We start from the raw sequence: 21557 nt of genomic DNA, 5'->3' as shown, positions 1-21557 counted from the left end.
TTCCTCCCTTTCGCTGGGCGATCTCGTCACTCGACGGTAGCGCCGACGGAGGTCACCGATGTCGCACTTAAGTCGCGGGCATTCCCGGACAAGCCACCTCGAGAACCCTTTCCCCAGGTCAACACCCTCACGACGATCACCCGAAAGAATGATCAGCCCCGATTCGACCATTGCTATAATGACCGGTTGCTCTCATAAGGAAGGTGGTCTCCTGTGGTGAGGTCCAACCCGAACGCCGAAACCGCTGGACACGTTCTTCGCGATCTATTGATAAGCAACGCGCGATACCGGACTCGCTGGAAACTCGAGGTGAAGCGCGAACGCGGCGAATTGAATCAGGCCGCGATCGCGAAGGTGATCACCGATTTCGCTTGGGAAAACCAGTACCGGCGCGAAATATCCGATGCCAGGGCTTTAAAGGACCTCGTCCGAAGGGCTTTCACCGGCGAACACCTGACCCTGCCCACCCTGGCCCTGTTCATCGCGGCGTTCGACATGGACGACGCCGACAGGGATCGTCTGTGGCGAGCGCTCGCGGGCCCGGACTCCGCGGTGCCCCGCAACGCTGGCCACACTCCGGCGCGCGGCCGCGAGATGATCTTTCCGCAGCGTCATCGCACGGTGAACCTGGTGGAACGTTACGTGGTGGAGGAAGGTCGCTACCTGCGGAGCAGGCACACGACACAAACGATACGCGCGGTCGAAGACAACGTCTGGTTCTACTTGTTCAACCACGAGCCCGAAGCACACGGAGTGGACGTACTCCACGGCGGGCGACCGGGCCGCAGTCATCAATACGGCAGAGGCCTACGCGGTATCGAAATCGAACTGGAGCGCCCCCTCCGCAGGGGAGAGACAGCGGCTCTGGACTATCGCACGCACTTCGGCAGGCGGCGCACCCACCGGACCGAGGTACGCCGACCTGTTCACGCCCGGGTTGAGAATGTCGACGTGGCGGTAGCGTTCACTGGGCGGCCACCCCGGCGGGTGTGGTGGTGCGTCTGGACCGACCACCTCGCCGACGAACCGGCCGAACAGCTTCCGGTCAGGATCGACGGCGGAACGGCGAGGTGCTTCGTTTCGTCGCTCGATGCCGAGGCCGGCTTCAGGTGGGTCCCATAAGGCGGCGGTCGGCATCGTGAACGGCGCGACGCACACAACTTCCGCGAGGACAACGGGCACATTTCAGAATATTCGTCCCGAGGAGCAGCTGCTCAGGCAGGTCCGTGCTGGCAAGATCCGACGCGACCAACGACCACGACGCCGTGATCCCGAACCGCGACGGTCCTCGTATTGACCACAGCGCGGTTCGGCTGACACCGCTACAACCGACAAGCCACTCTTCCTTGAAGTCGTAAACAGTGGATCGCTGACCATAAAGGACAACAGGCCGAGACGGCCGGGCTCAGCCTGGCCCGCTTCGTCTTCGACATCTCGCTGTCGCACTGCGCGAACATCGAATCGAAGCCCGTGACCAACGGGGTCGACGTCGCCTCGCGGCTTGCCCGCCCCCTTGCCCTACTGCTCGCCGCAGAGCTCCCCAACCTGGCGTTCAAGCGTCACCGAACAGATCCGAAACTTCAGCGGCCAATCCCGCTACGCTGTCTCCGATCAAGCCTCCGCAGGCGGCACACTCGAGGATCTCCCCAAGCAGACCGCCGAACAATAGGCGAGCCCACTACCAGCGCGAACGCTCCCAGGTCGAACGCCGTCCGGAGCGGAACTGGACTGCGTCGCCGGAACTCACAACTACGGCCGCCGCATCCTCAGGAAATGGCGCAAAGAAGGACCCACCTTGGATACACCCCCGACTGGGCCCGAACCACACTCTCCACCCGAAACGCTGCTCCTGCCCCACGTGGCGACATCGCAGGCTCCACGCCCGCACACCGGCGCCCCACGGCACGAACTCGCCGAATCGACATCATGCCACCGAGAGCACAGCGACGACGGTTCCGTCACCGATGTGAACTGCAGCCGACTTGTACCGGTCCGCAACGGATGTACCGAGCGGGCGGTCGCCAACCTCGCCGACCACGGACCTTGACCACAAAAGAATGAATCCTCGACTGGCAGACGACGACATGTGGCCTCATTTGGCAGGGAGCACGATTGCTGTTCCAGCCCAGCGCGCTTCGAGCCGATTCCTGCCGGTGGCAGCAGGCATGCTGTAAGGGGTGAGATAGGCGATGGACCGAGAGACATCCGAAATGGAGTCTCCCCGTGCAACCGTGCCCGTTTACCGCCGCCAAAAAGAGCGCCGATTCGTCCGCTCCCAAGATCGAAGATGCTCCGACGTGTAAGTAACGCGTGAGTTTTCGCAGGTCGATCGGCTGATTGAGTCATCGGTTGCTATCTGTCGTACGACCGGTATTCACGCCTCTCACCGGCAACAACGCGGGTACGGTAAGCGGTCGAATCCGGCGACGAACGGACGTCCTCCTCACCGCATGAACATCTGCATGTGCAGATGCGCTCCACAACTGTTCGGTACCGAACAGTTGTCGCTCACCGCGCAACGCGATAGTGAATTCACCGCACGCATGTGAGTGACCCCAGGACACTCAATTACTTTTTTCGAGTACGTCTCGGTATCACTCCACCGCAAAACAGCCCGCGCCGTCACGCGACCGGGTGAAGACCATCCGCGCTGATCACCCCCGGTGAAGCCGCATGGACCGCTGACCGCAGCAACCGCGAAACCTCCTGGTTACTGACCCGTAAGCCCACCGGGTCGTCCACAATGGGCACTGAGGCCCAGTTCACGCTGCTCACAACACGGGCGGCCACAGCGGGACCTCACGAACAAAGAAAGCGGCCCCCCATGCCCGGGGAGCCGCTTAAAAAGGTTCAACCGTCCACCAAACCGCGATAGCTTCATGGAGGCATCACCAATGACCAGCGTACCGCTGGCTTCTGGCGACACGCCAGAAGAAACGCCCCGCGAGCAGGAAAACAACCTGCCCGCCATGCAGAATCACCACCGCGAGTGTCACCCAGCCGAAGTCAGCCTCGACGAACTACTCGACCTGACCAGCGAACCCGTCGGCATCATCACCGACCCGGCCTGCCGACACCTACGCCGCGGACCCCGCAGGCTCGACCTCATCCACCACACCCTGTTCGGCAGCTGGGACCACGCCCGGCGAGCCCTGCTCTACTGGTTCGCCGTCATCGGCGCGCTCGTCGCACTCGTGCTCGCCGCCACCCCGGCTATCCAGGCCGGCGCGCTCGGCCTGGCCGGACTGTGGTGGCTGCACCGACGGCACACCACCGACACCCCGCCGAACACGGAACAGCCAGAACCCACCCCCGCGATCGCTGTCTAACCCACAGCCAGCGAAGAAACAGTAACTAGAACGGGTGCGCATGCCGCTGAAGATGGCAGCGGCATGCGCACCCCAACCCGGACCAGTTCCTGGGTGTGGAGCCGAACCGGTTGGTGGCCGGTTCGCGAAGATGCAACGCTCCGTCGACACGGCCATGACGTGCCAAACGGGTGACACACCATCGAGCACTTCTAACGCGTAAGGAGAAAGGTTTTCAACGACAGCGCAACCCAGCCCGCCGCACGTCAGATCGCGGCTCTGGTCAACCACACCGCCCCAGTAGCATTGCTGCTCGCACGGATTACGGCAGGCCCGTCCATCCGATGAGGGGACACTGAACCAATGCGACCCGCACGTCCGGTCGGTCCGAGGATCGGGATCGTCGTGGGGTTTCTTCTGCTCGCCGTCAGCGTCGTCGCCATTGTCAGCGGCGACGGATTGGAAGAAGCCGACCAGCGCGCCAGCGTGGTGGGCGCCGGGGCCGGCGTCTGTGCACTAACACTCGCGCTGTTTCAAGAACTGCGTGCGCGGCGAGATCGGCGCACACGTCAACCAGCCGATCTCAATCACCTTGCCGACCAGCTGGCCGAGAACGTGGCCGTGCAATGGCAGGGCGAGGAACGCGTTCGCGAAATCCATGCACCGTTGCCGATGCCGCTGCGATGGACCAACGCTGACCATCTAGCCGATGAGTGGGCCGCCATCCGACGCGCACCAGCAGACAACACCTCGATCGACCTGACCGGCTGCTTGGAGGACATCGCGGACGTGTTTTCCCGCGTCCCGTCCCACCGGCTGGTCGTTGTGGGCAAACCCGGCGCGGGTAAAACCATCCTGGCGACCCGGTTTGTCCTCGACTACCTCGCCAGACGGCGCCAGTCATCACAACCCGTGCCCGTCATCTTCTCCCTCGCCTCCTGGGTCCCCACCGAGCGCGGATTTCGAGACTGGCTCGCCGACCAACTCGCCACCACCTACCCGCAGTTGGCCACCCCCACCGGCACCGGGACCACCGCGGCACACCGACTCGTCGCCACAGGACGGATCCTCCCTGTTCTCGACGGATTCGACGAAATCAACCACGCCCTGAGAAACCGAGCCCTCGACGACATCAACCGGGCGCTCAATCCTCACGATCCACTTCTGCTCACCAGCCGCCACGACGAGTACGCCACCGCAACCCGAGTGATCACCGGCACTGCCGTCCTTGCGGTGCAAGACCTCACCGTCGACGACATCGGCCACTACCTGCGCCTGGCAAGCCGAGACAAAACAACCATCAACCGCGGGAGGTGGGACCCACTCCTTGACCGACTTCGCGTCCGCGGCCAGGACCCAGCCGCCGACACCCTCACCGCAGTTCTGTCAGTCCCGTTGATGCTCTTTCTTGCCCGCACCATCTACGACACCCCTGCCGCAAACCCCGCCAGTCTCCTCGACATCGCCGCCACAGGGGACAACCCCCAGCAGCGGCAGCGGCAAGTCGAATCTCACCTGCTGAGCAACTTCATACCCGCCGTCTACCATGATCGCCACGACACGGGCGCCCGCACCTGGCATCCGCGCCGTGTCCAGCGATGGCTGCCCCTGCTCGCCCACTCGCTCCACCAACGAGCCACCGACGACCTAGCCTGGTGGCACCTCGGCCACACCCTGCGCAGCCCTCGCATGACCGTCAGCATCACTTTCGGACTCGCCGCTACAGTCTTCACAGGAGTTTGGGCCGGAGTGCTCGCAGCATTCCCCTACACATTTCAACCACATCTCGCAGCCGGTCTAGACACCGGATTCGTGGCCGCCATCGAATCCGGACTCGCCGCAGGACTCACGTTCGGCCTCCCCGCTGGTATCGCTGCCGCAGCCATCGCCGGCAGCACCCTCTTCGCCAGCCCCCACTCCCGCTGGCCACGATTGCGGCTCCGCAATCTCGTCACCGGACTCACAAGCTGGCTGATCTGCTGGTCAGCATTCAGCATCGGACTTTCCGTTGGGATCGACGAGGACCATCTCGCCTACCTTCCAGCAGCGGGGTTCGGCTATGCACTTATCGTCGCGCTCAAAACCACACCCTCGACCAAGGCGGCCGAAGCCGCCAACCCCGACCACCTCTTCCGCACAGACCGCAGCGTCACCCTCATCCGCACCATGACGGTCGCTCTCGCAGCCGGGGCCGCTGCCTGGCTCGCCTTCAAGCTCATCGCCGACGAAGGCGACGCTCTTCTCCTCCTCACCTGGACATTCGCGGTCGGAAGCGCAGCCATTGCCAGCTCTTCGACCGCCTGGGGACATTCCCTCGCGATCCGCGGCTTCCTCGCCGCTACTGGCCGCCTCCCGTGGTCATTGCGCGCCTTTCTCCGCGACGCCCACCATCGAGGTGTGCTACGCCAAGTCGGCCCCGTCTACCGATTCCGCCACACCCAACTTCGCGACCAACTCGCCCACGAACACACCCTCACGTGTGGACGTGGCTGAGTCGAACAGCGCTACACCGACCCGGACCAGTCTGCTGAACCGAGCCTCAAGTGCCTGGTACGGGCACATCGACGATCGGACCAAGTTCTCGTGCCATGTCACCGCACTGGGGAGGGCGCCGAACCAGCCGGCCCGATAGGCTTTCTCCAGATTCAGCGCCGCCGTCGTGGTAATTGACGCGCGAAAGCCATCGAGGGCTATTTACCACTGTCGCAGGAGCCGGCGGCCGCTCCGCACCCGATCCCGCCCGGCGACCGCGACCGGTGGTTAGGCTGCGGTCCCACACCCTGTTGGGAGTTGTTTCCCTCAGGTGTTGGGGGGGGCATCGCAGCGTGCCTCGGCGCGCCGCGATGTCAAGCGGCGGCCGGGAACTTTGCGCTTCCTCCGTCTCAACCATGGTGGCCTCTCCTCACTATCGAGGGTTAAGCCGGGCGAAAACTTTCCGGGCCACGAGCGCTGCTTGACATCCCTTTGCTCGCGCCGAGCTGCGAAAACCGCGCCCCCACCGCTAAGGGTAACCACGTGAGGAGAGAACAATGAGCAACGACGACAACCAGTAGCAGCAGACTTTCGGTTTCTACGGCTGGGAGATCATTCACTCCTACACCCGAGCTGACGCACTACGAGACGGCGAACTCATCGCAGCGGACCCCGAACTACTTGAACGAGCTGGCTTCCGTTTGCCTCTGGCCTACACCCGCTCGGTCTTCGAAGGCTGCATCAACTGGACCGACGGCCGACGGCGACCGCACGCGAACCCGCGAGATCCGCCAAGCCCGTGAACTCGTCCTCCTCACCACACTTCACAACGCCATCCGCGCCCACTCCAAACCCCAACGACCGAACTCTTACCTTCACCGTCCATGCCGCGCCTCGCGTCGGCCACAGCCTCGAACAAGAGCACGTCACCCTCCACGCTGTCTTTGGCCCCGGCGACGACGCAGAGCCCGTGGTGACGGTCCTTTCTGGCCTCACCGAACTCTGACCTCACAGCAGGGAGCCCGCACCCCGCGCGAGCTCCCGGTCACCACCCCTTCAGGCCACCCAATGAGCGGCCACGACACCATCCCACGAGGAGAAACCCTTAAGCCGCAGCGACTCCCGTACAAGGTCGGTGATCCGGTCACCTGCCTGGTCTACTGCGCCACCCTCAGCACCGGACACATCACCGCCATCAACTCTCTACCCGACGGCAGCAAACGCGTCCATGTCCACCACTCCCGTGGCGACATCAAGTACCGCATCAACGCCACCGGCCGATGCGACTACTTCACACCCGGACACCGACCAACCCATCAGCCACGACCAGCAGTATGTCGCGCGCACCGCGGCCGCCCGGGTGACCGAGTGCCTGCGTCGCCAGGTCACCGCCTGCTGGTTTCAGACGATATGGGAGTGACACGTGCGCCTAGCGATCTCCGCGTCCAGCGGGCTCATGCCGTTGCTCACCGGGCCGATGGTCGCCACCATTGGAAGCCCAACGCTTCGTCATTCACGACTAGCAGAGGCGCAGCCTGGAGCTGAACCCGGTAGACAGCAAGCAGTTCCCGACGCGCCGGCTTCACGCGGTCGAACTCGGCAATCGCAGCGAAGGTCAAGTCAACCCCGTAGATACCGGTCTCCTCGCGCAGTTCCCGCACCGCGGCCTGACGTGCGCTCTCTCCTGGCTCTCGTGTTCCCACTGGCAGCTCCCACTGCTTGCACCAGCTATCGAACATCATCAGGACGACGTCCACATGAACGACAACAACCAGCGACGCGGGCATGGCTGCCTGCTCGGTCAGGCTCGCCAGCTCTTGTTCCGCGACGAAACGAACGGTGACCAAGGTGTTGCCGACACGATCACGGATGGGAAGCGCAGCCATGAAGCTCAACCAACCGCAACACCGGCAGGGACGCGCCCTCCACGTACCGTCCGTCCACGCTGTTCACACCACTGCACCGAGCGCTTGGCCGCCCGCCTGGCCCGCTCACTAACGACATGCTCGCCGAGGTGATCACGACGGGAGTCGCCGAAACCGACAACCTGGACTGGAAGAAGCCTCTACCTGAAGCCAAAGAGTTCGCTAACAGCGACGTGTCAAAGGACCTCGCCACGATGGCCAACCATGGCGGCGGCATGCTCGTCTATGGGGTCGAAGAAGAACACAAACGCGCGAATAAGGTCGTCGTCGGACTCGACAAGCTCTCACTGAGACCTACAAACGCACCTACCGTGCGGTGGCGGGCAGGAGCATCCACCCTCCGGTGTCCGGCTTGCGCTTCTATCCGCTCGGCGACAGTGACGAGCGCGCGCTCGCAGTCGTGATCCCGGCCAGTGTCGACGTTCCGCGCCTGATCTACTGGGGCGAGTACTTCGGAGCGCCGATCCGCAACGACGCCGACACCGTATGGATGCGCGAACAACAACTCGCACGACTGTAAACGAGCACGCCTGGACGGCCGCCGCAACGCCGGTCAGCGACTTGACCAGGACTACCAGCACACCCGCAACCAACATCGTTCCGATGACCGCGCATGGTTAGTTAGTTGCCGAGGCCGTTCATAGTGTTGTTGATCGTCGCCACTAAATCGCTCCCAGTACCGGGCACCATCACGACGTGACCGTCCCCGCTGGCATAGGTCACCACCCGCCCGCCGTCGTCGGCGAGGTCGATCGCGGTAATCGGCGAACTCCGCAGCCGCTCGCCGTTGTCGCGGCGCGCGGTGTAGACCTGGTGCACCGCCTGCCGAGGACGGGCGAGCACCTGCGCGAGGTGGTCACGGTCTCGCGTGTCGACCGGTTCAGCCAGAGGATCGGCGCGGTCGTGCTCGGGATCATCGTAGAACTCCCGCGACATGCTCACCGCCCGCACCTGTGCCCCCGGAACATCTGGCAGCGTCTCCACGAGTGCGGTGGCGTGCCAACGATCCTCAACCGGCGTGACCGCGACCACCTTATCGCTGATGATCAGGCGCAACGCATCCCCGTCATGGGAGGTGATCAGGATCGAACAGCTTTTGCCGCTGTTGAAGACACTGAACGCGTACCACTCGCGGTCAGGGCGCCCAAGCGCCGTCAAGCTGTTGCGCCACATAGGATTCAGCCGCCCGTTGCGCGCCAATCCCAAGCTTTCTAGGGACGCAAGCGCACAGTTTTCCAGCATCCGGCGAGCGTCACTTGTACTCCAGTAATGCAGGTTCGTACCAAACGCCGGAGGCAGTTCGCCGGTATCGATCATGTTCCACGCGGACAGAAACATCATCTTGGGCAGGACAACGGGACGATCAAGGACAGCCACGATATGCACACTCCGGCATAACCGATCGGATAACAGGACAACCCCAGTCAGGCGAGGACCGGTAAGGGGTTATGTGCCGATCGTTGGCGGCACTGGCGGCAGTCCCGTGTTCGGGTCTACATCCTTCTTGTCCGTCTCCGGGAACAAGCTCTCGTCCTGCACAAATTTGCGCACACGTTCCTTGTCTTCTCCCTTCGCTTCACGTCCCATCCCCGGAGCCATCCCGGCAGGGCTACCCATCAGACGATTGCCCGCACCGCGGCCTGCACCAGCACCGCCGCGGCCGGGTTCCTCAACAAGGCCGCGCGTACCGGTTTGACGACCACCACCAGGCACACCACCAGCGTCGCCGGGCTTCCCGACACCGCCAAGGCCACCAACAGCGCCCGGACCGCCGAACAGGTTCACCCCGCCCGTCGTCGGACCACTGCCACCGCCCAGGCCGGGAACATTCGGACTCGGCACATTCGGCAACGGCAGACCGGTACGCGGGTCGAGCGGGGTGTAACCCACCGCCATCGTCCCATCGCTGACATGGCCACCGCTCGCGGCAGGCACCTTGACCGAGCCAGGACCGCTCACCTGGCCAGTACCGATATACCCAGGATCAGCAATCGAACCCGGAGGCGGCGAACCACCTACCATCGGCGTCACCGAGTGGCCACCCGACCATGCCGGAGAACCAGCACCACTATCGCTCCGTTCACCGAAACCACGCACCGGGGACGGATCAGATACCGAGGATTTCTCGTAACTCGGGGCTATTTCCCCATAATCGGCGCGCAGCCCGGTTCCGTGCGAGTCCAGTTGTTGGGCATAGTTGTCGTAAACCTCGACATTGCGCTTACCCGCCTTATTATAGGCGTTGATCGCATCTTCGGTGTCGGTGTCCCATGGCGAGATGACATCAAAGAAGCCCTTATCCGGAGGCGGCGACACCATCGGCACGAAGGAGTTTTTCGCATGCACGAAACTTCCCGAGGAATTCGACACGTTACGACTGTTGCCCGCGAGCGCGTCTCGTGCCGAATCCATCACTTCGGTGAAGTACCTCGTGCGACCCCGTGCCGCCTCAGCAGCGCTGCCCGTCCACGCCGGTTCCAGATTGTTGAGCATCGTCGCGAGATTCATAGAAATCTCCGCATGCTGATCCGACAATGAGCGAGCCTTCGCGGCGCTCTCGTCCCAGCTTTCAGAGTTTCCGTTGATCATCTGCTGCACAACTTCAGGGATCGGCGCGGCTTGCGGCTGACTGCCTACGTCCCCGCTCAACACGACTCGCGCCCACTCGACGCCGTCGCGCACAGTGTCCACGATCGCGGTTCCGACCTCTTTGTCCTCATTCAGCAGAGCTTTCGCCGCTTTTCCTAACTGGTCAAACGGAAACATCGCTACGCCCCCGCCTTCGCCTTCAACGTGGTCACCACAGCCTCCGCCGCCTTGCCTGCGGCATCGCAGGGATCGACCGTGCCCTGCTTAGCGGGACCGACGACTGCAGAGATATCGAAAGCGAGATCATCAGCTAGCCCTACCGAAACCTGACAGAAATCAACGGGATCCTTTTGGCCCGGCTGGCCGGTATGAGCCGCGCCAGGGAAACCCTCAACGCTGGTCAAGGGCCTCCACACAGCCGACTGCGGCTGAGTGTTTTGATAAACCTTGCTCAAACCTTGGCCAGTGGTGATGTCATACGTGATGAAAATCCGGGAGCCGGTGCCGGGATTCGACCATCCACATGCCGGGCCGATCCCTGGAGTGCTGCTATTGGTCACTTGCAACGGTGAACCAAGAAGGAAGCTTGTCTGTGTCGAAGTGAGCGCGTCTTTACAGGGATCGCCTGCGAGAACCGACGCAGGAAGCGGGTTGGTCACCTTTGGCGCCCCCGCATAGGGAAGCGCCGACGGCGCCGAGGACCGGGGCGCATCCGCGGAGGTGACCGAGCCAGACGCAGCCGGATCTGTAGGCGATTTTCCTGTGCAGGCGCTCACTGCTCCCGCTACGGCCACCAGTGCCACTGCGGTCGCTATAGAACGGTGACCCATCAGATATATCCCCCTGTGGTCGGCTGCGATGACGGTGTGAGCGGTTGATTTCCGACTTTTCGGATTTCGTCTTCGGCGGTCGCCTCGCGCCCATTGATCTTCGCGAACGCTTCTTTGATCTTGTTTTTTAACTCGTTGAGGTAGGCTATCTCTTTATCAATCTGCACAAGGCCGTAATCGAAGACGCCACCCGAGCCATTCGTCAGGCGAGCATTGTAAGTCGTACTCGCCGGATCCGGCGCCGGAGGCCGAACGCTTTTGAGGACTTCAGCTTGATGCTTGAGTTCGGTCAACTTTTCTAGAGCTAGCGCCGCTTGCTTGAGCATGTCGCGGGCTTCCGCAGGGTCGAGCGTGTAGCCAGCCGCCGCCTCAAGCGACGTCGCACCGTAGTCGACGGTCTCCTCATAGGTGTGGCCAGGCTCCGCAATCGCGAAGTCGACCCCCGTCCACGGGCTGATCTGTCCGTCTGGTTGTGTCACGGCTGCTCGTATCCCCTCGCGCCTTGCCCTCAACACTTCGTCGCGACCGATCAGCCCTTGATCAGCTGGGCCGATCAGCCGCACCGATCACCGTAGCGGATTGCTCACCCCGAGTGGAGAGGGTTGCAGTAAACCCGCAGGTAACAAGCCGCTCCCGAACAGAACAAATAGGCAGCCGTGCCGAAACACCGTCGATAACGCCGCCGCCAACGCGTCAGGGTGCCTATTCTTCTATTTGCGCCAGTAAGTTCGGGTAAGTGTCGACATTCACGCCGGGAACCGTGCGCGAGCGGCGCGGACTGGTTGATGCTTAAGTGTCAAGGGTCTCTCTCGAGAGCTGCCTTGAGCAGCGGAAATCCCTCGATCCGTCGGTGAGGGCAGAGGAGCGCTTCAGTTGATCACCACGCCGGTCGACTCAAGCCGCCATGGCTACATCCGCTATCAACCCGATCGATCTCTACGAGACCGTCCGCAAACACTGGGGAGCGTTCAGCCCCGGAGACAACAACAACGCCTATTTCGCCACCTACACGATGGGTGAGATCGCGAACTATCTGTGGGGCGCACTGCCGGACAAAACCAGCGAACTCTATGACGAAATGATCATGCAGCTCGCGCAAACGCTGCGCTACCTCGGACTTACCCTCGATGCGCTCCCGTCCGACGCGCCTTACGAAGGTGCGGAACTGACTAGGGCGTGTCCTGTAGGTGATCTAGCTGCGGTTCGGTTGGATTGTGGGCGTGGTTGGTCGTGGTGAGTTGACGGACAAGGCATGGGCGGTGATCGAGCCACTGCTGCCGCCTCGGCAAGGTGGTGGGCGGCGGTGGCGGGATCACCGTCAAGTCATCAACGCGATCCTGTGGAAGCTGCGCACTGGTGCGCCCTGGCGTGACCTGCCTGATCGTTACGGGCCCTGGAAGACAGCGCATGAACGGCTGCGGTTGTGGACCAAGGACGGCACCTGGGACCGGATCCTCGACCGGGTGATCGTCAAAGACGACGCCGTCGGCGACCTCGAATGGATCGTTTCCGTCGACTCGAGCGTGGTCCGGGCGCATCAGCATTCCGCCGGCGCCCGAAAAAAAGGGGATGCAGCGACGGAACCGAAGCCCTCGCCCTCGACGGGGAAGGACTCGGGCGGTCCCGCGGCGGGCTGAGCACCAAGATCCATCTCGCCGTCGACGGACGGGGCCTGCCGATGCGGTTCCTGCTCACCCCCGGCCAAGCTATCCGGCGACAATGCCCCTTCACGACGAGTCTTTGCTATCTCGTGACGAAGTCCTCTCTCAGGCCGACGTGGCAAGCGCCGAACTGGAGGTCTTCCTCACCGGCCTGTTCGCAAGGCGCCGCCGCGATCCCACGGAAGATCTCGTCTCGGCGCTGGTATCGACGCATCACGAGGACTCCGGTCGGCTCCAGCCGGACATCCATGCCGAGCGCGTAGCCGATGTCCCATGTGTGCACGACGTGGTCGATGGCCAGGAGGGTGACGATGCGCCTGAGCGGGATCTCGCCGAGTTCTGGGATCGAAATCGTCCAGCCTAGTTGTCTCCTCTGTGAGCGCGGCTACCGACGCTTCTCGCGCCGCGCGCCAAACTGCGACCGGGGCTGGGCCTGCGAGCACTGCCGGATGCGGCGCCCCCGGTGCGCCGGCCCGCTCCGCGTAGTCGGTCCCGGCCGCCCACGCGCCAAGCTGACGATGACCCGAAATCGCGTGCCCGACGACGTCCCGGACAGTCCAATCGACACACGCCGACGGAGCTTCCCGCTGGTTCGTCCGAATCGCGGACAGCACTGCTTCGAACTCGTCGAGTGCGCGACGGGTACGCCTGCAGGATGTCCATCGCCGTTCCTTTCGTTCTGCGCTGCAACGTTAATTTCTTAAATTGAACCAGGGTAACTTTTCGGATGTCGAGTACTGTTCTGAACGATGGTCGACGATCACATCGCTTCCTACTCGCATCCTGGCATATGCAAGCAGCTCTCGTTCCGATGGCCGCCACTCCGACGGTGCGCTCAGGCGCGTCAGCTCCTTCTCTCAAGCCTTCGCAGCGTACTGAGAGTTGGGCGGCGACGGAAGGCATCCGTCACCAAAGTTGAAACTGAACACTCAAGGCTTGGGACAACGTAAAGCCCGGAGGGTGCGAAAGCTGGCCGATCGGCCAGCTTTGATCGAACGAGAATTGATCGCATGGAGAGCGCGTGACGGGCTGCGGACGTATACCGTGCAGAAATCCCTTGGTCGTTGCTTCATTTGCACTCTGTGGAGCCTGCATGAGACACCAATATACCGGGAAGTCATCTGCCTCCTACACCAGCTTGTTCACCGGAAACTCGGAGGTCGAGGTCGGGCGACTTCACCTGATGGCGCAGGTCTTCGACGAACACAGTGTGAGAGTGCTCGAGATGGACGGACTGGCGAAAGGCATGCGCTGCCTGGACGTCGGAGCGGGAAGCGGAACGATGGCCAACTGGCTTGCCGACCGGGTTCACCCCGCACAGGTCATAGCGCTCGACCGCAACGTAAGCCAGTTCTACGGGCCTCCCAGGCGCAACGTCGCCGCCGTAGGTGCGCGGTATCGCGGTCGACCAGGGCCGGGGGCAGGCCGGCGATGCCAACGTCAAGCCGGACCCCGGCCGCGAACCGGGATCGCGAATAGACCCTCGTTCACAACGGAACTCCCTTCCTCAGGTGAAGTGCGCCAGCGCGTTCTTCGTCTGAATCACGTCGACGACGCGGATCGTCGCCGGTTCACCGCGGAGCTTGTCATGACAGTCGTCCCCGCAGTAGAGCAACTCTCGCCAGACCGCGCAGCCTGTGCCGAATCCGCACTCCTGCACGAGCTTGTGAAGGCGGCGCAACGCGAAATGCGACAGAGCCGCCAGAGCAGGGGGAGCGGCAGCGCAACGAATCGGCTGCTGACACAGATCTATCCGAGGATCGAAAGCTACTGCCGTCGCCGGCTTGGCAGGAGCGATCAGCGGATCTTGTCCGCGGAGGATGTCGCCCAGGAAGTCGTCATCGCCGTACTCGGCGCGATACCGAAGTACGATGACAAGGGGTTTCCTTTCATGGCTTTCGTCTATGTGCTCGCCGAACGGAAGCTGATCGACGCGTGGCGGAAGAATTCGCGCGACCACAGCAGCCCGGTGGCGTTGGTGCCTGATAGTTCCAGTGGTGCAGCGCTGCCGGAGGAACGCCTCATGTCCCGCGAGTTGGGCTCCTATCTGGGCAAGCTGCTCGAGATCCTCCCCGAGAAGCAACGTCGCGTCTTGTGGCTGCGCGTCGCCGAGGACTTGACGGCCGCTAAGACCGCCATGCGGATCGGATCCACGCCGAGCTCGGTCCGAGTCATGCAACATCGTGGTCTGTCCACGCTGCGCAGCAGGCTCGCGGATCAGCGTGAGCAGTTCAGGCACTCGACCGACGGCGTGCTGAGACAAGAATCCCTCCTGCAGCCGTGGCCCCACGCGAGTGGCATGAGAGGTCGACGGGTCCACGGTGTCCGATCCGGACTCCTTCGCGGAGGTTGTAGCGCGTTGTGTCGAACAGCGGACCCCGGCAGTGCCGGTTTCCGAGACTCGAGCAGTAAGTGCTCGGCTGATCGACGGCGATCCGCCCGGTTTCGCAATGAATCCCCCTCCGGTTCCGAGGGGCGAAACTTTGCCAAATATCAGCGGGCCACCTAGGTAGAGTCCGAGAAGTCCTGCACCTCACGTGAACTCGGACCGCGTCAGTCTGGGCACGTGCGCCGAGAGGGAGAGTGATTGTCTTGGACCAGGATCTGGTACCGCTGCTCAGCCGTTCCTTCATGCGCGACCCCTACCCCACGCTCGCGGCACTGCGGGAAAGTCACGCGGCAGTGCCTGTCGAGAACGGCGGCTTCCGCATGTGGGTGATCACTCGATACGAGGATGCGCGAACCCTGCTGGCGGATTCCACCCTCCATCGCGATCTGGTCAAACACCGTCACGAGGTCGTCGGGCAGAACTTGGTCGACGTCGAGCGTAGACCGAAGCTGCCACGCGACCTGCGACGCAGCATGCTCGATCAGGACGGTGCGGATCACCGGCGGATGCGTTCCGTGGTCGCGAGGTATTTCACTCCGTCCCGGCTGGCCACACACCGGCCGAGGATCGAGCAGGTCGCCGAGGAGTTACTGAGTCGACTACCGGTAGGTGAACCTGTCGACATCATCGACGCCTATGCGCGGCCTCTGTCAGCCACCTGCCTGTCCGAAATGCTCGGTGTTCCCGAAGGCTCACGCAGTGAGTTCCCAGTATGGGAAACAGCGATCCTCACAGCGCCGAGGAAAGCCGAGGTGGAGGACGCCGGGCGCCGGATGCGGAGTTTCGCCGAGGAGATGATCGCACTCAAACAAGCCGAACCGAAGGACGACCTTTTCACCACGGTGGTCGAAGCGGGCTCGGAAGGAGCACTGAACAGCGCCGAACTGATCTCCATGATCACCCTTTTGCTGATCGCCGGGCTTGAGCCCGCCAGCGCGATCGGCAGTGGCGTTCGTGTGTTGCTGGGTCATCCGGACGAGCTGGACCGGTTGCGTGCCGACCCGAAGCTCATCTCCGCCTGCGTCGAGGAGGTCCTTCGGTTCGAGACACCGTTCCGGATGCTCACTCCACGCTATCTGGACCACCCGCTGGAGCTGAATGGTGTCACCGTCCCCGCGGGCGAGCTCCTTCTGATCTCCACTGGAGCCGCCAACCGGGACCCCGCACAGTTCGCTGATCCGGACCGCTTCGACATCACCCGTGACACGACCAAGCATCTGGGGTTCAGTCATGGCCGCCACCGGTGCCTCGGAGCTGGACTCGGCAGACTGGAGACCGCAGTCGGACTTTCGACACTCTTCGCGCGTTTCCCCAAGGTCCAGCTGGCGAGGCGGGACGACGATATCCGCTGGAGGCCAGGGATGTTCATGCGGAGGCTCGACTCACTGCCCGTCGTGATCGGATGACCACGAGGGCGATAAGGGGCGGCTTTTCCGGGACGGTACCTGTCATGTCAACTTTCTCAAGTACGGAATTCGGGCTATGAGTCAAATGATCAAGGTTGTTGTGGTCGGCGGCGACGAAATCTTTCGCGCTGGAATGTGCAGTGTGCTCAGCATTCCCGGCACCATCCAGGTGGCGGCGCAGACCGGGAAGACGGAACGGTTGTCCGCACTGGTCGTCACTCATCGACCGGACGTGGTCGTGGTCGATCTGACCACAAAGGACAGAACACTGGTCCGCGCTATCCGGAACCTGCGCGGCGAACTCCCCGCCACGCGCATCGTCGTGATCACTCCGGTGGGGACCAACGAGGTCGCGTACTTCTCCCTTACCGGTCGGGTGGCGGGCCTGCTCGAGGGGCCGGTACCGCCGCGGGAACTGATCAACGTCATCAAGGCCGTCGTCGCCGGGGATTCATTGATCATCTCACCGTCTATCGCCCAGCGCATGACCGACGGATTTCTGCGGTACGACAGGAACCGGGCCTGCCACGCCCAAGACCGGATCGATGCGCTCACCAGCCGTGAACGGGAAGTACTGGCGTATATCGTCAAGGGATGCGGAAACGCGGAGATCGCGCAGCGGCTGTACATCAGCGAGGGTGCGGTCAAGGCACACGTGAGCAATTTGCTGACCAAGATGAATTGCGCCAACCGCGTCCAAGCGGCGATCGTCGCCTGCGATTCGGGACTGTTCGAGCCCGTTCCTGATCAGCGCTCGTCCCTTGCTGCCAATCTTGCCCCAACAGCCGCGATTCCCCAAGGCCGCGCGGCGAGTGTCATCCCTTAACGACCCGCTCTCGCGGACGTCAATCGAACAGGCAACGCGGTCAACTGGTTCATGATCCCCACATCTTCCCATTCCAGTTCGACGGCAGGCACCGCAAGCTCGATCCGCTCGAAGCGGTCCAATAGTGTCATAAACGCGATCTCGGCTTCTGTCTTGGCCAGATTCGCGCCCAAGCAGCGATGAATGCCGTGACCGAATGCCAAGTGCTGATTGTCCTGCCTGCCCATATCGAACCGATCCGGGTCGGCGAAGCGCTCTCCGTCGCGATTTGCTTCCGTCACGGAACACATCACGACATCGCCGGCGGCGATGGTGGCGCTCTCGATCTCGATGGGCTCGACAGCCATCCGGAACGCCGTCACGCGTAGCGGCGGGTCATAGCGCAGCATCTCGTCGACCGCACTCGGCAAGGCCGACCTGTCACCACGCAAGCGATCGAGTTGATCGGGATGGGTCAGCAGCAGACTCATCCCTTTGGCGATCAGCTGTGTGGTCGCGGTCTGACCCGCCACCAGTAACAGGAACACCATCGAACTGACCTCGTCGTCGTCAAGATCCGCGGTCAAGCGCGAAATGAGGCCATTGCCCAGGGCTGCCCGCCGTCGTCGGGCGAGGTCTTTCGCGTAGTCGTTCAGCCACATGATCGAAGGCCGCAGAGTGTCCTTGATCGGTAGAAGCCCAGCTGCGAAGACGTCCGACCAGCTGCGCACCTGTGCGCACTCGTCGGCGGGGATTCCGAAGATCTCGCCTAGCACCAATGTCGGTAACGGCACGGCGAAATCGGCGACCAGGTCCACCTCGGCTCCCGTCCGCAGCTGCTGCGCCAGCTCCGTCGCCATACGTTCGATGGCAGGCCTTACGGCGGCGACCGCACCCGTCGTGAATCCGGGCGCTGCCAATTTGCGCATCCGGGTGTGTACCGGCGGATCCTGGCTCAGCATGTCACGTTCCATGATCCGCCTGACATCAGTGGGCAGCGATGCGAGTGGAGCCATCGCGCCCATTGTCGACGAATCGCTGGTGAGCCTGTGGTCGCTCAGCATCCGCCGCGCCAAGCCGTGCTTCGTGACCATCCACACGATGCGGCCATCTGGCAGCTCCACTCGGGTGACACCGGGCGAACTCACCATCGCAGTGCTCATTGGCTCAGTCTTGCCGAGAACATCCCTTGCATTCATTAGCCGTTCGTCTACTTTAGCCTAGACGATTTGGTATCGACGGCGCCGGTGGACCTACGGATACGGTTCATGCGCAGGAACCAGTCCACAACAGGGTTTCTCTCAAGGGAGAAATTCGGATCCGGAGCCGTCATGAAGCGACGAGAGCTGGGATGTAGCGGTATCAAGATCTCCCGGATGGCGTTGGGAACGGCTACCTGGGGCCTCACTACAGACCGCGACGAAGCCGCCAAACAGCTCGAAGAGTTCGTAGGGGCGGGCGGCGACCTTCTCGACAGCTCTGACGTGTACGGCGCGGGCGCGAGTGAAAGTGTGATCGGCGAATTACTCGGAGCGGTCGTGCCGCGCTCGTCGGTGGTACTCGCCACCAAATCCGGGGGAGTTCCGGGAGGCAAACCGGGCGACGCCGACACCAGGAGGGACTCGTTGCTTGCAGCGCTCGACGCGTCACTCGCCAGGCTCGGGACGGACTACGTCGACCTGTGGCAAATGCACGTCTGGGATGACCGGACACCGATCGACGAGACGTTGTCCGCGATCGAAACCGCGGTACAAAGTGGACGCGTCCAGCACGCCGGCATCTGCAACTACTCGGGTTGGCAGACCGCACTCGCGGCCAGGAAGCGGCTCGGCGGCGGACCGGCTCTCGTGAGTACGCAGGTCGAGTACTCATTGCTGGAACGCGGCGCCGAGCGCGAGGTGGTCCCGGCTGCCGCGGCGCTGGGGCTGGGTGTGTTGCCGTGGGCCCCCCTGGGCCGGGGAGTGCTCACCGCCAAGTACCGGTCAGGTGTGCCGCAGGAGCGGACCAAGAGTCCGTTCTTCCGGTGGTACGTAGGCCATCACCTCGACGCACCCCGCACCGACGAGATCGTCGACGCGGTCGCGTCGGCGGCCGCCGAGCTCGATGTCGCCCCGGTCGCGATCGCGCTGGCGTGGGTCCGGGATCGGCCGTCGGTGGTCGCTCCCGTGGTCGGAGCGCGCACCGTGGAGCAGCTCAGAGACTCTCTGGCCGCCGAATCACTCGAGTTGCCGGAGGAGATCAGGACCCGGCTGGACGAGGTCTCGGCACCGTACATCGGCTATCCCGAACGGCTTGCCTGACAACGAGGGAGTGACAATGGGCCGACGATTCGGCGAGTTCAAGCACCTTCCCATCAGCCCGGTGTTGCGCGAGTACGTGCTGCGCAGTGGCACACCACTGGACCCGGTGATGACGAGTCTGGTGGACAGAACCCAGGAGGTGAGCGAACTTTCGGTCATGCTCGTGCCCGAAGAGCAGGCGAATCTGATGACTTTGCTCACCAAGGTGCAGTCGGCTGAGACTGTACTCGATCTCGGAACGTTCACCGGCTGCTCCGCGCTCGCGTTCGCCCGCGGCGTCCCGGCCAGCGGCCGGGTGATCACCTGCGACATAAGCGACAAGCACCTCGACGTGGCGCGTCACCATTGGCAATGGGCCGGTGTCGACGACCGGATCGATTTCCGGCTCGGCCCGGCTGAGGCGACACTCGAAGCACTCGCCGCGGAGGAGACCCGGATCGATATCGCGTTCCTCGACGCGGACAAGGAAAACTACGGTGTCTACTTCGACCTCATCGAGCCTATGCTGCGCCCCGGCGGCCTGCTTCTGGTCGACAACGCGCTGTTCAACGGATATGTGGTCGCGCCGGAACTCGCGCCCTCGGAACTGATCCAGGGCGCGTCGGCCGCCCTGCGCGATCTCAACGCGCGCCTGGCCGTTGACGATCGCTTCGAAACCGTCATGCTACCGCTGTCCGACGGTTTCACCATCGCCCGCAAGAAGGACCGGGGGCAGGAGTGACAGCGGTGGACGCGGACGTCTGGGCCTTCCCGTTCGACGAGGGAGGCTTGGAACTCAACGCGTCCTATAGCCAGGCTCGCTCCACCGAAGGCCTCGGCCGGGTGCGGCAGGCCTATGGTGAGGCCGCCTGGCCGGCCACCCGCTACGAGGATGTCCGGCTCGTGCTCGCGGATCCCCGTTTCTCCAGGGCCATGTCGATGACCGAGAACTGTCCACGTACGACAGAAGGAGTGCCAGGCTGTCTGCTCTTCATGGATCGCCAGGACCATGCCCGCATCCGCGGACTGGTGGCGAAGGCGTTCACAATGCGTCAGGTCGCCGCCCTGCGACCGAAAGTCCACCAGCTCACCGCCACGCTGGCCGAGCGAATCGCCTCGACGACACCGCCGGTCGATCTCGTCGAGGACTACGCCAAACCAGCACGGTCGACCGTCATCTTCGAACTACTCGACATCCCACCGGAAGACCGGAACGGCTTCCGCTCGCTCTGCGAGGGAGTGCTCTCCTCCGGTGCGATGTCCGCCGAGGAGTTCGGGGCGAACCACGTCAAGCTGAATGGCTACATGGCCGAGTTGGTGCACCGTCGCCGGCGTGAGCCGGGCGACGACCTCATGACCGCCCTGATCGCGGCCCGTGATCTGCAGGACCGGCTCAGTGAGGACGTGCATCGACATCCTGCCGCCTGCCTACCAGAGCCAGGTGCCGAATTTCGTCACCGCGCTGATGCGGCAACCAGGCGCGTGGGAGAAGCTGGTGGCCGAACCGCATCTGCTTCCGAATGCCATCGAGGAGCTGGAGCGGTTCGTGCCGCTCGTCGAGGGCGCGCCGTTCCCCCGATACGCCATCGAGGATCGAGGGCGGCCGCGTCCTGGTCCGAGCCAGAGAACCTGTTCTCGTGTCGATGGCCTCGGCCAACCGTGACTCGTCCGTGTTCGCTGACGCGGACGGGCTCGTCCTGGGCCGGCAGGACAACCGCCACCTGGGTTTCGGGTACGGCATTCATTTCTGCCTCGACGCCCGGCTGGCCCGCATGGTGTTGTACGAGGAACTGGCCGCCTTGATCAGGCGGATACCCACACTTCGTCCGGCAGGCGAAGCGGTATGGAACACCGAGATGGGCATACGCGGGCTACGGACCATGCCAGTCGGAT

Annotated in this window: 19 protein-coding genes and 1 pseudogene; 13 read left to right on the top strand and 7 right to left on the bottom strand. The window is 63.2% G+C overall.

The features are described 5' to 3' along the window. The first annotated feature begins 213 nt into the window (after positions 1 to 213). From ACIBTM_RS29650 to ACIBTM_RS29635, 4 genes are all read left to right on the top strand, one after another. On the top strand, positions 214 to 1122 hold the full coding sequence (locus ACIBTM_RS29650; protein ID WP_395880434.1) for a hypothetical protein: 909 nt from the start codon (positions 214 to 216) through the stop codon (positions 1120 to 1122). Between the two features lie 1847 nt (positions 1123 to 2969). Further along, complete coding sequence (locus tag ACIBTM_RS29645; RefSeq protein ID WP_395880433.1) at positions 2970 to 3329, top strand: hypothetical protein; 360 nt, start codon at positions 2970 to 2972, stop codon at positions 3327 to 3329. A gap of 384 nt (positions 3330 to 3713) precedes the next feature. After that, positions 3714 to 5801, top strand: coding sequence for an NACHT domain-containing protein (locus ACIBTM_RS29640; protein ID WP_395880432.1), 2088 nt, complete (start codon positions 3714 to 3716; stop codon positions 5799 to 5801). Between the two features lie 590 nt (positions 5802 to 6391). Beyond that, complete coding sequence (locus tag ACIBTM_RS29635; protein WP_395880681.1) at positions 6392 to 6583, top strand: hypothetical protein; 192 nt, start codon at positions 6392 to 6394, stop codon at positions 6581 to 6583. A gap of 663 nt (positions 6584 to 7246) precedes the next feature. Here the strand turns inward: ACIBTM_RS29635 and ACIBTM_RS29630 are convergent. Beyond that, positions 7247 to 7666 carry an NUDIX hydrolase gene (locus ACIBTM_RS29630; protein WP_395880431.1) on the bottom strand — a complete coding sequence of 140 codons (420 nt, stop codon included), beginning with the start codon at positions 7664 to 7666 and terminating at the stop codon, positions 7247 to 7249. A 382-nt stretch (positions 7667 to 8048) separates the two neighbouring features. Here ACIBTM_RS29630 and ACIBTM_RS29625 point away from each other — a divergent pair, with 382 nt between their 5' ends. After that, positions 8049 to 8225, top strand: a complete 177-nt coding sequence (locus ACIBTM_RS29625) for a hypothetical protein (RefSeq protein ID WP_395880430.1) — start codon at positions 8049 to 8051, stop codon at positions 8223 to 8225. 101 nt (positions 8226 to 8326) lie between these two features. Here the strand turns inward: ACIBTM_RS29625 and ACIBTM_RS29620 are convergent, their stop codons facing one another. The 4 genes from ACIBTM_RS29620 to ACIBTM_RS29605 all read right to left on the bottom strand — a co-directional run bounded on the left by ACIBTM_RS29620 (position 8327) and on the right by ACIBTM_RS29605 (position 11687). Further along, positions 8327 to 9082 carry an ESX secretion-associated protein EspG gene (locus ACIBTM_RS29620; protein ID WP_395880429.1) on the bottom strand — a complete coding sequence of 252 codons (756 nt, stop codon included), beginning with the start codon at positions 9080 to 9082 and terminating at the stop codon, positions 8327 to 8329. Between the two features lie 69 nt (positions 9083 to 9151). Then, positions 9152 to 10471: a WXG100 family type VII secretion target gene (locus tag ACIBTM_RS29615; protein ID WP_395880428.1), complete on the bottom strand. Its 1320-nt coding sequence runs from the start codon at positions 10469 to 10471 to the stop codon at positions 9152 to 9154. 2 nt (positions 10472 to 10473) lie between these two features. After that, a complete protein-coding gene (locus tag ACIBTM_RS29610; protein ID WP_395880427.1) occupies positions 10474 to 11124 on the bottom strand; it encodes a DUF3558 domain-containing protein in 651 nt (216 codons plus the stop codon). Beyond that, positions 11124 to 11687 carry a hypothetical protein gene (locus tag ACIBTM_RS29605; protein ID WP_395880426.1) on the bottom strand — a complete coding sequence of 188 codons (564 nt, stop codon included), beginning with the start codon at positions 11685 to 11687 and terminating at the stop codon, positions 11124 to 11126. Before ACIBTM_RS29605 ends, ACIBTM_RS29610 begins: the two co-directional genes overlap by 1 nt. Before the next feature lie 341 nt (positions 11688 to 12028). On the opposite strand from ACIBTM_RS29605, the gene ACIBTM_RS29600 reads away from it, so the two are divergent. Together ACIBTM_RS29600 and ACIBTM_RS29595 are read left to right on the top strand one after the other, a co-directional pair. Next, positions 12029 to 12361: a hypothetical protein gene (locus tag ACIBTM_RS29600; RefSeq protein ID WP_395880425.1), complete on the top strand. Its 333-nt coding sequence runs from the start codon at positions 12029 to 12031 to the stop codon at positions 12359 to 12361. Then, positions 12336 to 12826: pseudogene (locus ACIBTM_RS29595) on the top strand (IS5 family transposase); the annotation flags it as partial. The gene ACIBTM_RS29600 and the pseudogene ACIBTM_RS29595, both read left to right, overlap by 26 nt. A gap of 102 nt (positions 12827 to 12928) precedes the next feature. Here ACIBTM_RS29595 and ACIBTM_RS29590 read toward each other — a convergent pair. After that, complete coding sequence (locus ACIBTM_RS29590; RefSeq protein ID WP_395880424.1) at positions 12929 to 13399, bottom strand: hypothetical protein; 471 nt, start codon at positions 13397 to 13399, stop codon at positions 12929 to 12931. Between the two features lie 479 nt (positions 13400 to 13878). Here ACIBTM_RS29590 and ACIBTM_RS29585 point away from each other — a divergent pair, with 479 nt between their 5' ends. From ACIBTM_RS29585 to ACIBTM_RS29575, 3 genes are all read left to right on the top strand, one after another. After that, a complete protein-coding gene (locus tag ACIBTM_RS29585; RefSeq protein WP_395880423.1) occupies positions 13879 to 15294 on the top strand; it encodes a sigma-70 family RNA polymerase sigma factor in 1416 nt (471 codons plus the stop codon). A 74-nt stretch (positions 15295 to 15368) separates the two neighbouring features. Next, positions 15369 to 16580 carry a cytochrome P450 gene (locus ACIBTM_RS29580; protein WP_395880422.1) on the top strand — a complete coding sequence of 404 codons (1212 nt, stop codon included), beginning with the start codon at positions 15369 to 15371 and terminating at the stop codon, positions 16578 to 16580. An 85-nt stretch (positions 16581 to 16665) separates the two neighbouring features. Beyond that, positions 16666 to 17406, top strand: coding sequence for a LuxR C-terminal-related transcriptional regulator (locus ACIBTM_RS29575; RefSeq protein ID WP_395880420.1), 741 nt, complete (start codon positions 16666 to 16668; stop codon positions 17404 to 17406). Here ACIBTM_RS29575 and ACIBTM_RS29570 read toward each other — a convergent pair. After that, positions 17403 to 18548, bottom strand: coding sequence for a cytochrome P450 (locus ACIBTM_RS29570; RefSeq protein ID WP_395880419.1), 1146 nt, complete (start codon positions 18546 to 18548; stop codon positions 17403 to 17405). The two genes, ACIBTM_RS29575 and ACIBTM_RS29570, sit on opposite strands and share 4 nt — an antisense overlap. A gap of 168 nt (positions 18549 to 18716) precedes the next feature. Here ACIBTM_RS29570 and ACIBTM_RS29565 point away from each other — a divergent pair, with 168 nt between their 5' ends. Genes ACIBTM_RS29565 through ACIBTM_RS29555 form a run of 3 tightly spaced genes read left to right on the top strand, consistent with a single transcriptional unit; the run spans position 18717 to position 21467 of the window. Then, positions 18717 to 19685 carry an aldo/keto reductase gene (locus tag ACIBTM_RS29565; RefSeq protein WP_395880418.1) on the top strand — a complete coding sequence of 323 codons (969 nt, stop codon included), beginning with the start codon at positions 18717 to 18719 and terminating at the stop codon, positions 19683 to 19685. Positions 19686 to 19701: 16 nt separating this feature from the next. Then, positions 19702 to 20406, top strand: a complete 705-nt coding sequence (locus ACIBTM_RS29560; protein WP_395880417.1) for an O-methyltransferase — start codon at positions 19702 to 19704, stop codon at positions 20404 to 20406. 5 nt (positions 20407 to 20411) lie between these two features. After that, the gene (locus tag ACIBTM_RS29555) at positions 20412 to 21467 is read left to right on the top strand and encodes a hypothetical protein (RefSeq protein WP_395880416.1); all 1056 of its coding nucleotides are present in this window, start codon (positions 20412 to 20414) and stop codon (positions 21465 to 21467) included. The last annotated feature ends 90 nt before the right edge of the window (positions 21468 to 21557 follow it).

Origin of the sequence: Amycolatopsis sp. NPDC049868 (assembly GCF_044461365.1) — a bacterium.
GTDB lineage: Bacteria > Actinomycetota > Actinomycetes > Mycobacteriales > Pseudonocardiaceae > Amycolatopsis.
Note: the sequence above shows the minus strand (reverse complement) of the source record. Positions and strands in the feature narration are given on the sequence as shown.

Excerpts from the sequence above, each read along its gene's own strand:
- ACIBTM_RS29645 (WP_395880433.1), top strand. The coding sequence starts at position 2,970 with ATGCAGAATCACCACCGCGAGTGTCACCCAGCCGAAGTCAGCCTCGAC.
- ACIBTM_RS29630 (WP_395880431.1), bottom strand. The coding sequence starts at position 7,666 with ATGGCTGCGCTTCCCATCCGTGATCGTGTCGGCAACACCTTGGTCACC.
- ACIBTM_RS29615 (WP_395880428.1), bottom strand. The coding sequence starts at position 10,471 with ATGTTTCCGTTTGACCAGTTAGGAAAAGCGGCGAAAGCTCTGCTGAAT.
- ACIBTM_RS29610 (WP_395880427.1), bottom strand. The coding sequence starts at position 11,124 with ATGGGTCACCGTTCTATAGCGACCGCAGTGGCACTGGTGGCCGTAGCG.
- ACIBTM_RS29600 (WP_395880425.1), top strand. The coding sequence starts at position 12,029 with ATGGCTACATCCGCTATCAACCCGATCGATCTCTACGAGACCGTCCGC.
- ACIBTM_RS29585 (WP_395880423.1), top strand. The coding sequence starts at position 13,879 with ATGAGACACCAATATACCGGGAAGTCATCTGCCTCCTACACCAGCTTG.
- ACIBTM_RS29575 (WP_395880420.1), top strand. The coding sequence starts at position 16,666 with ATGATCAAGGTTGTTGTGGTCGGCGGCGACGAAATCTTTCGCGCTGGA.
- ACIBTM_RS29570 (WP_395880419.1), bottom strand. The coding sequence starts at position 18,548 with ATGAGCACTGCGATGGTGAGTTCGCCCGGTGTCACCCGAGTGGAGCTG.
- ACIBTM_RS29565 (WP_395880418.1), top strand. The coding sequence starts at position 18,717 with ATGAAGCGACGAGAGCTGGGATGTAGCGGTATCAAGATCTCCCGGATG.
- ACIBTM_RS29560 (WP_395880417.1), top strand. The coding sequence starts at position 19,702 with ATGGGCCGACGATTCGGCGAGTTCAAGCACCTTCCCATCAGCCCGGTG.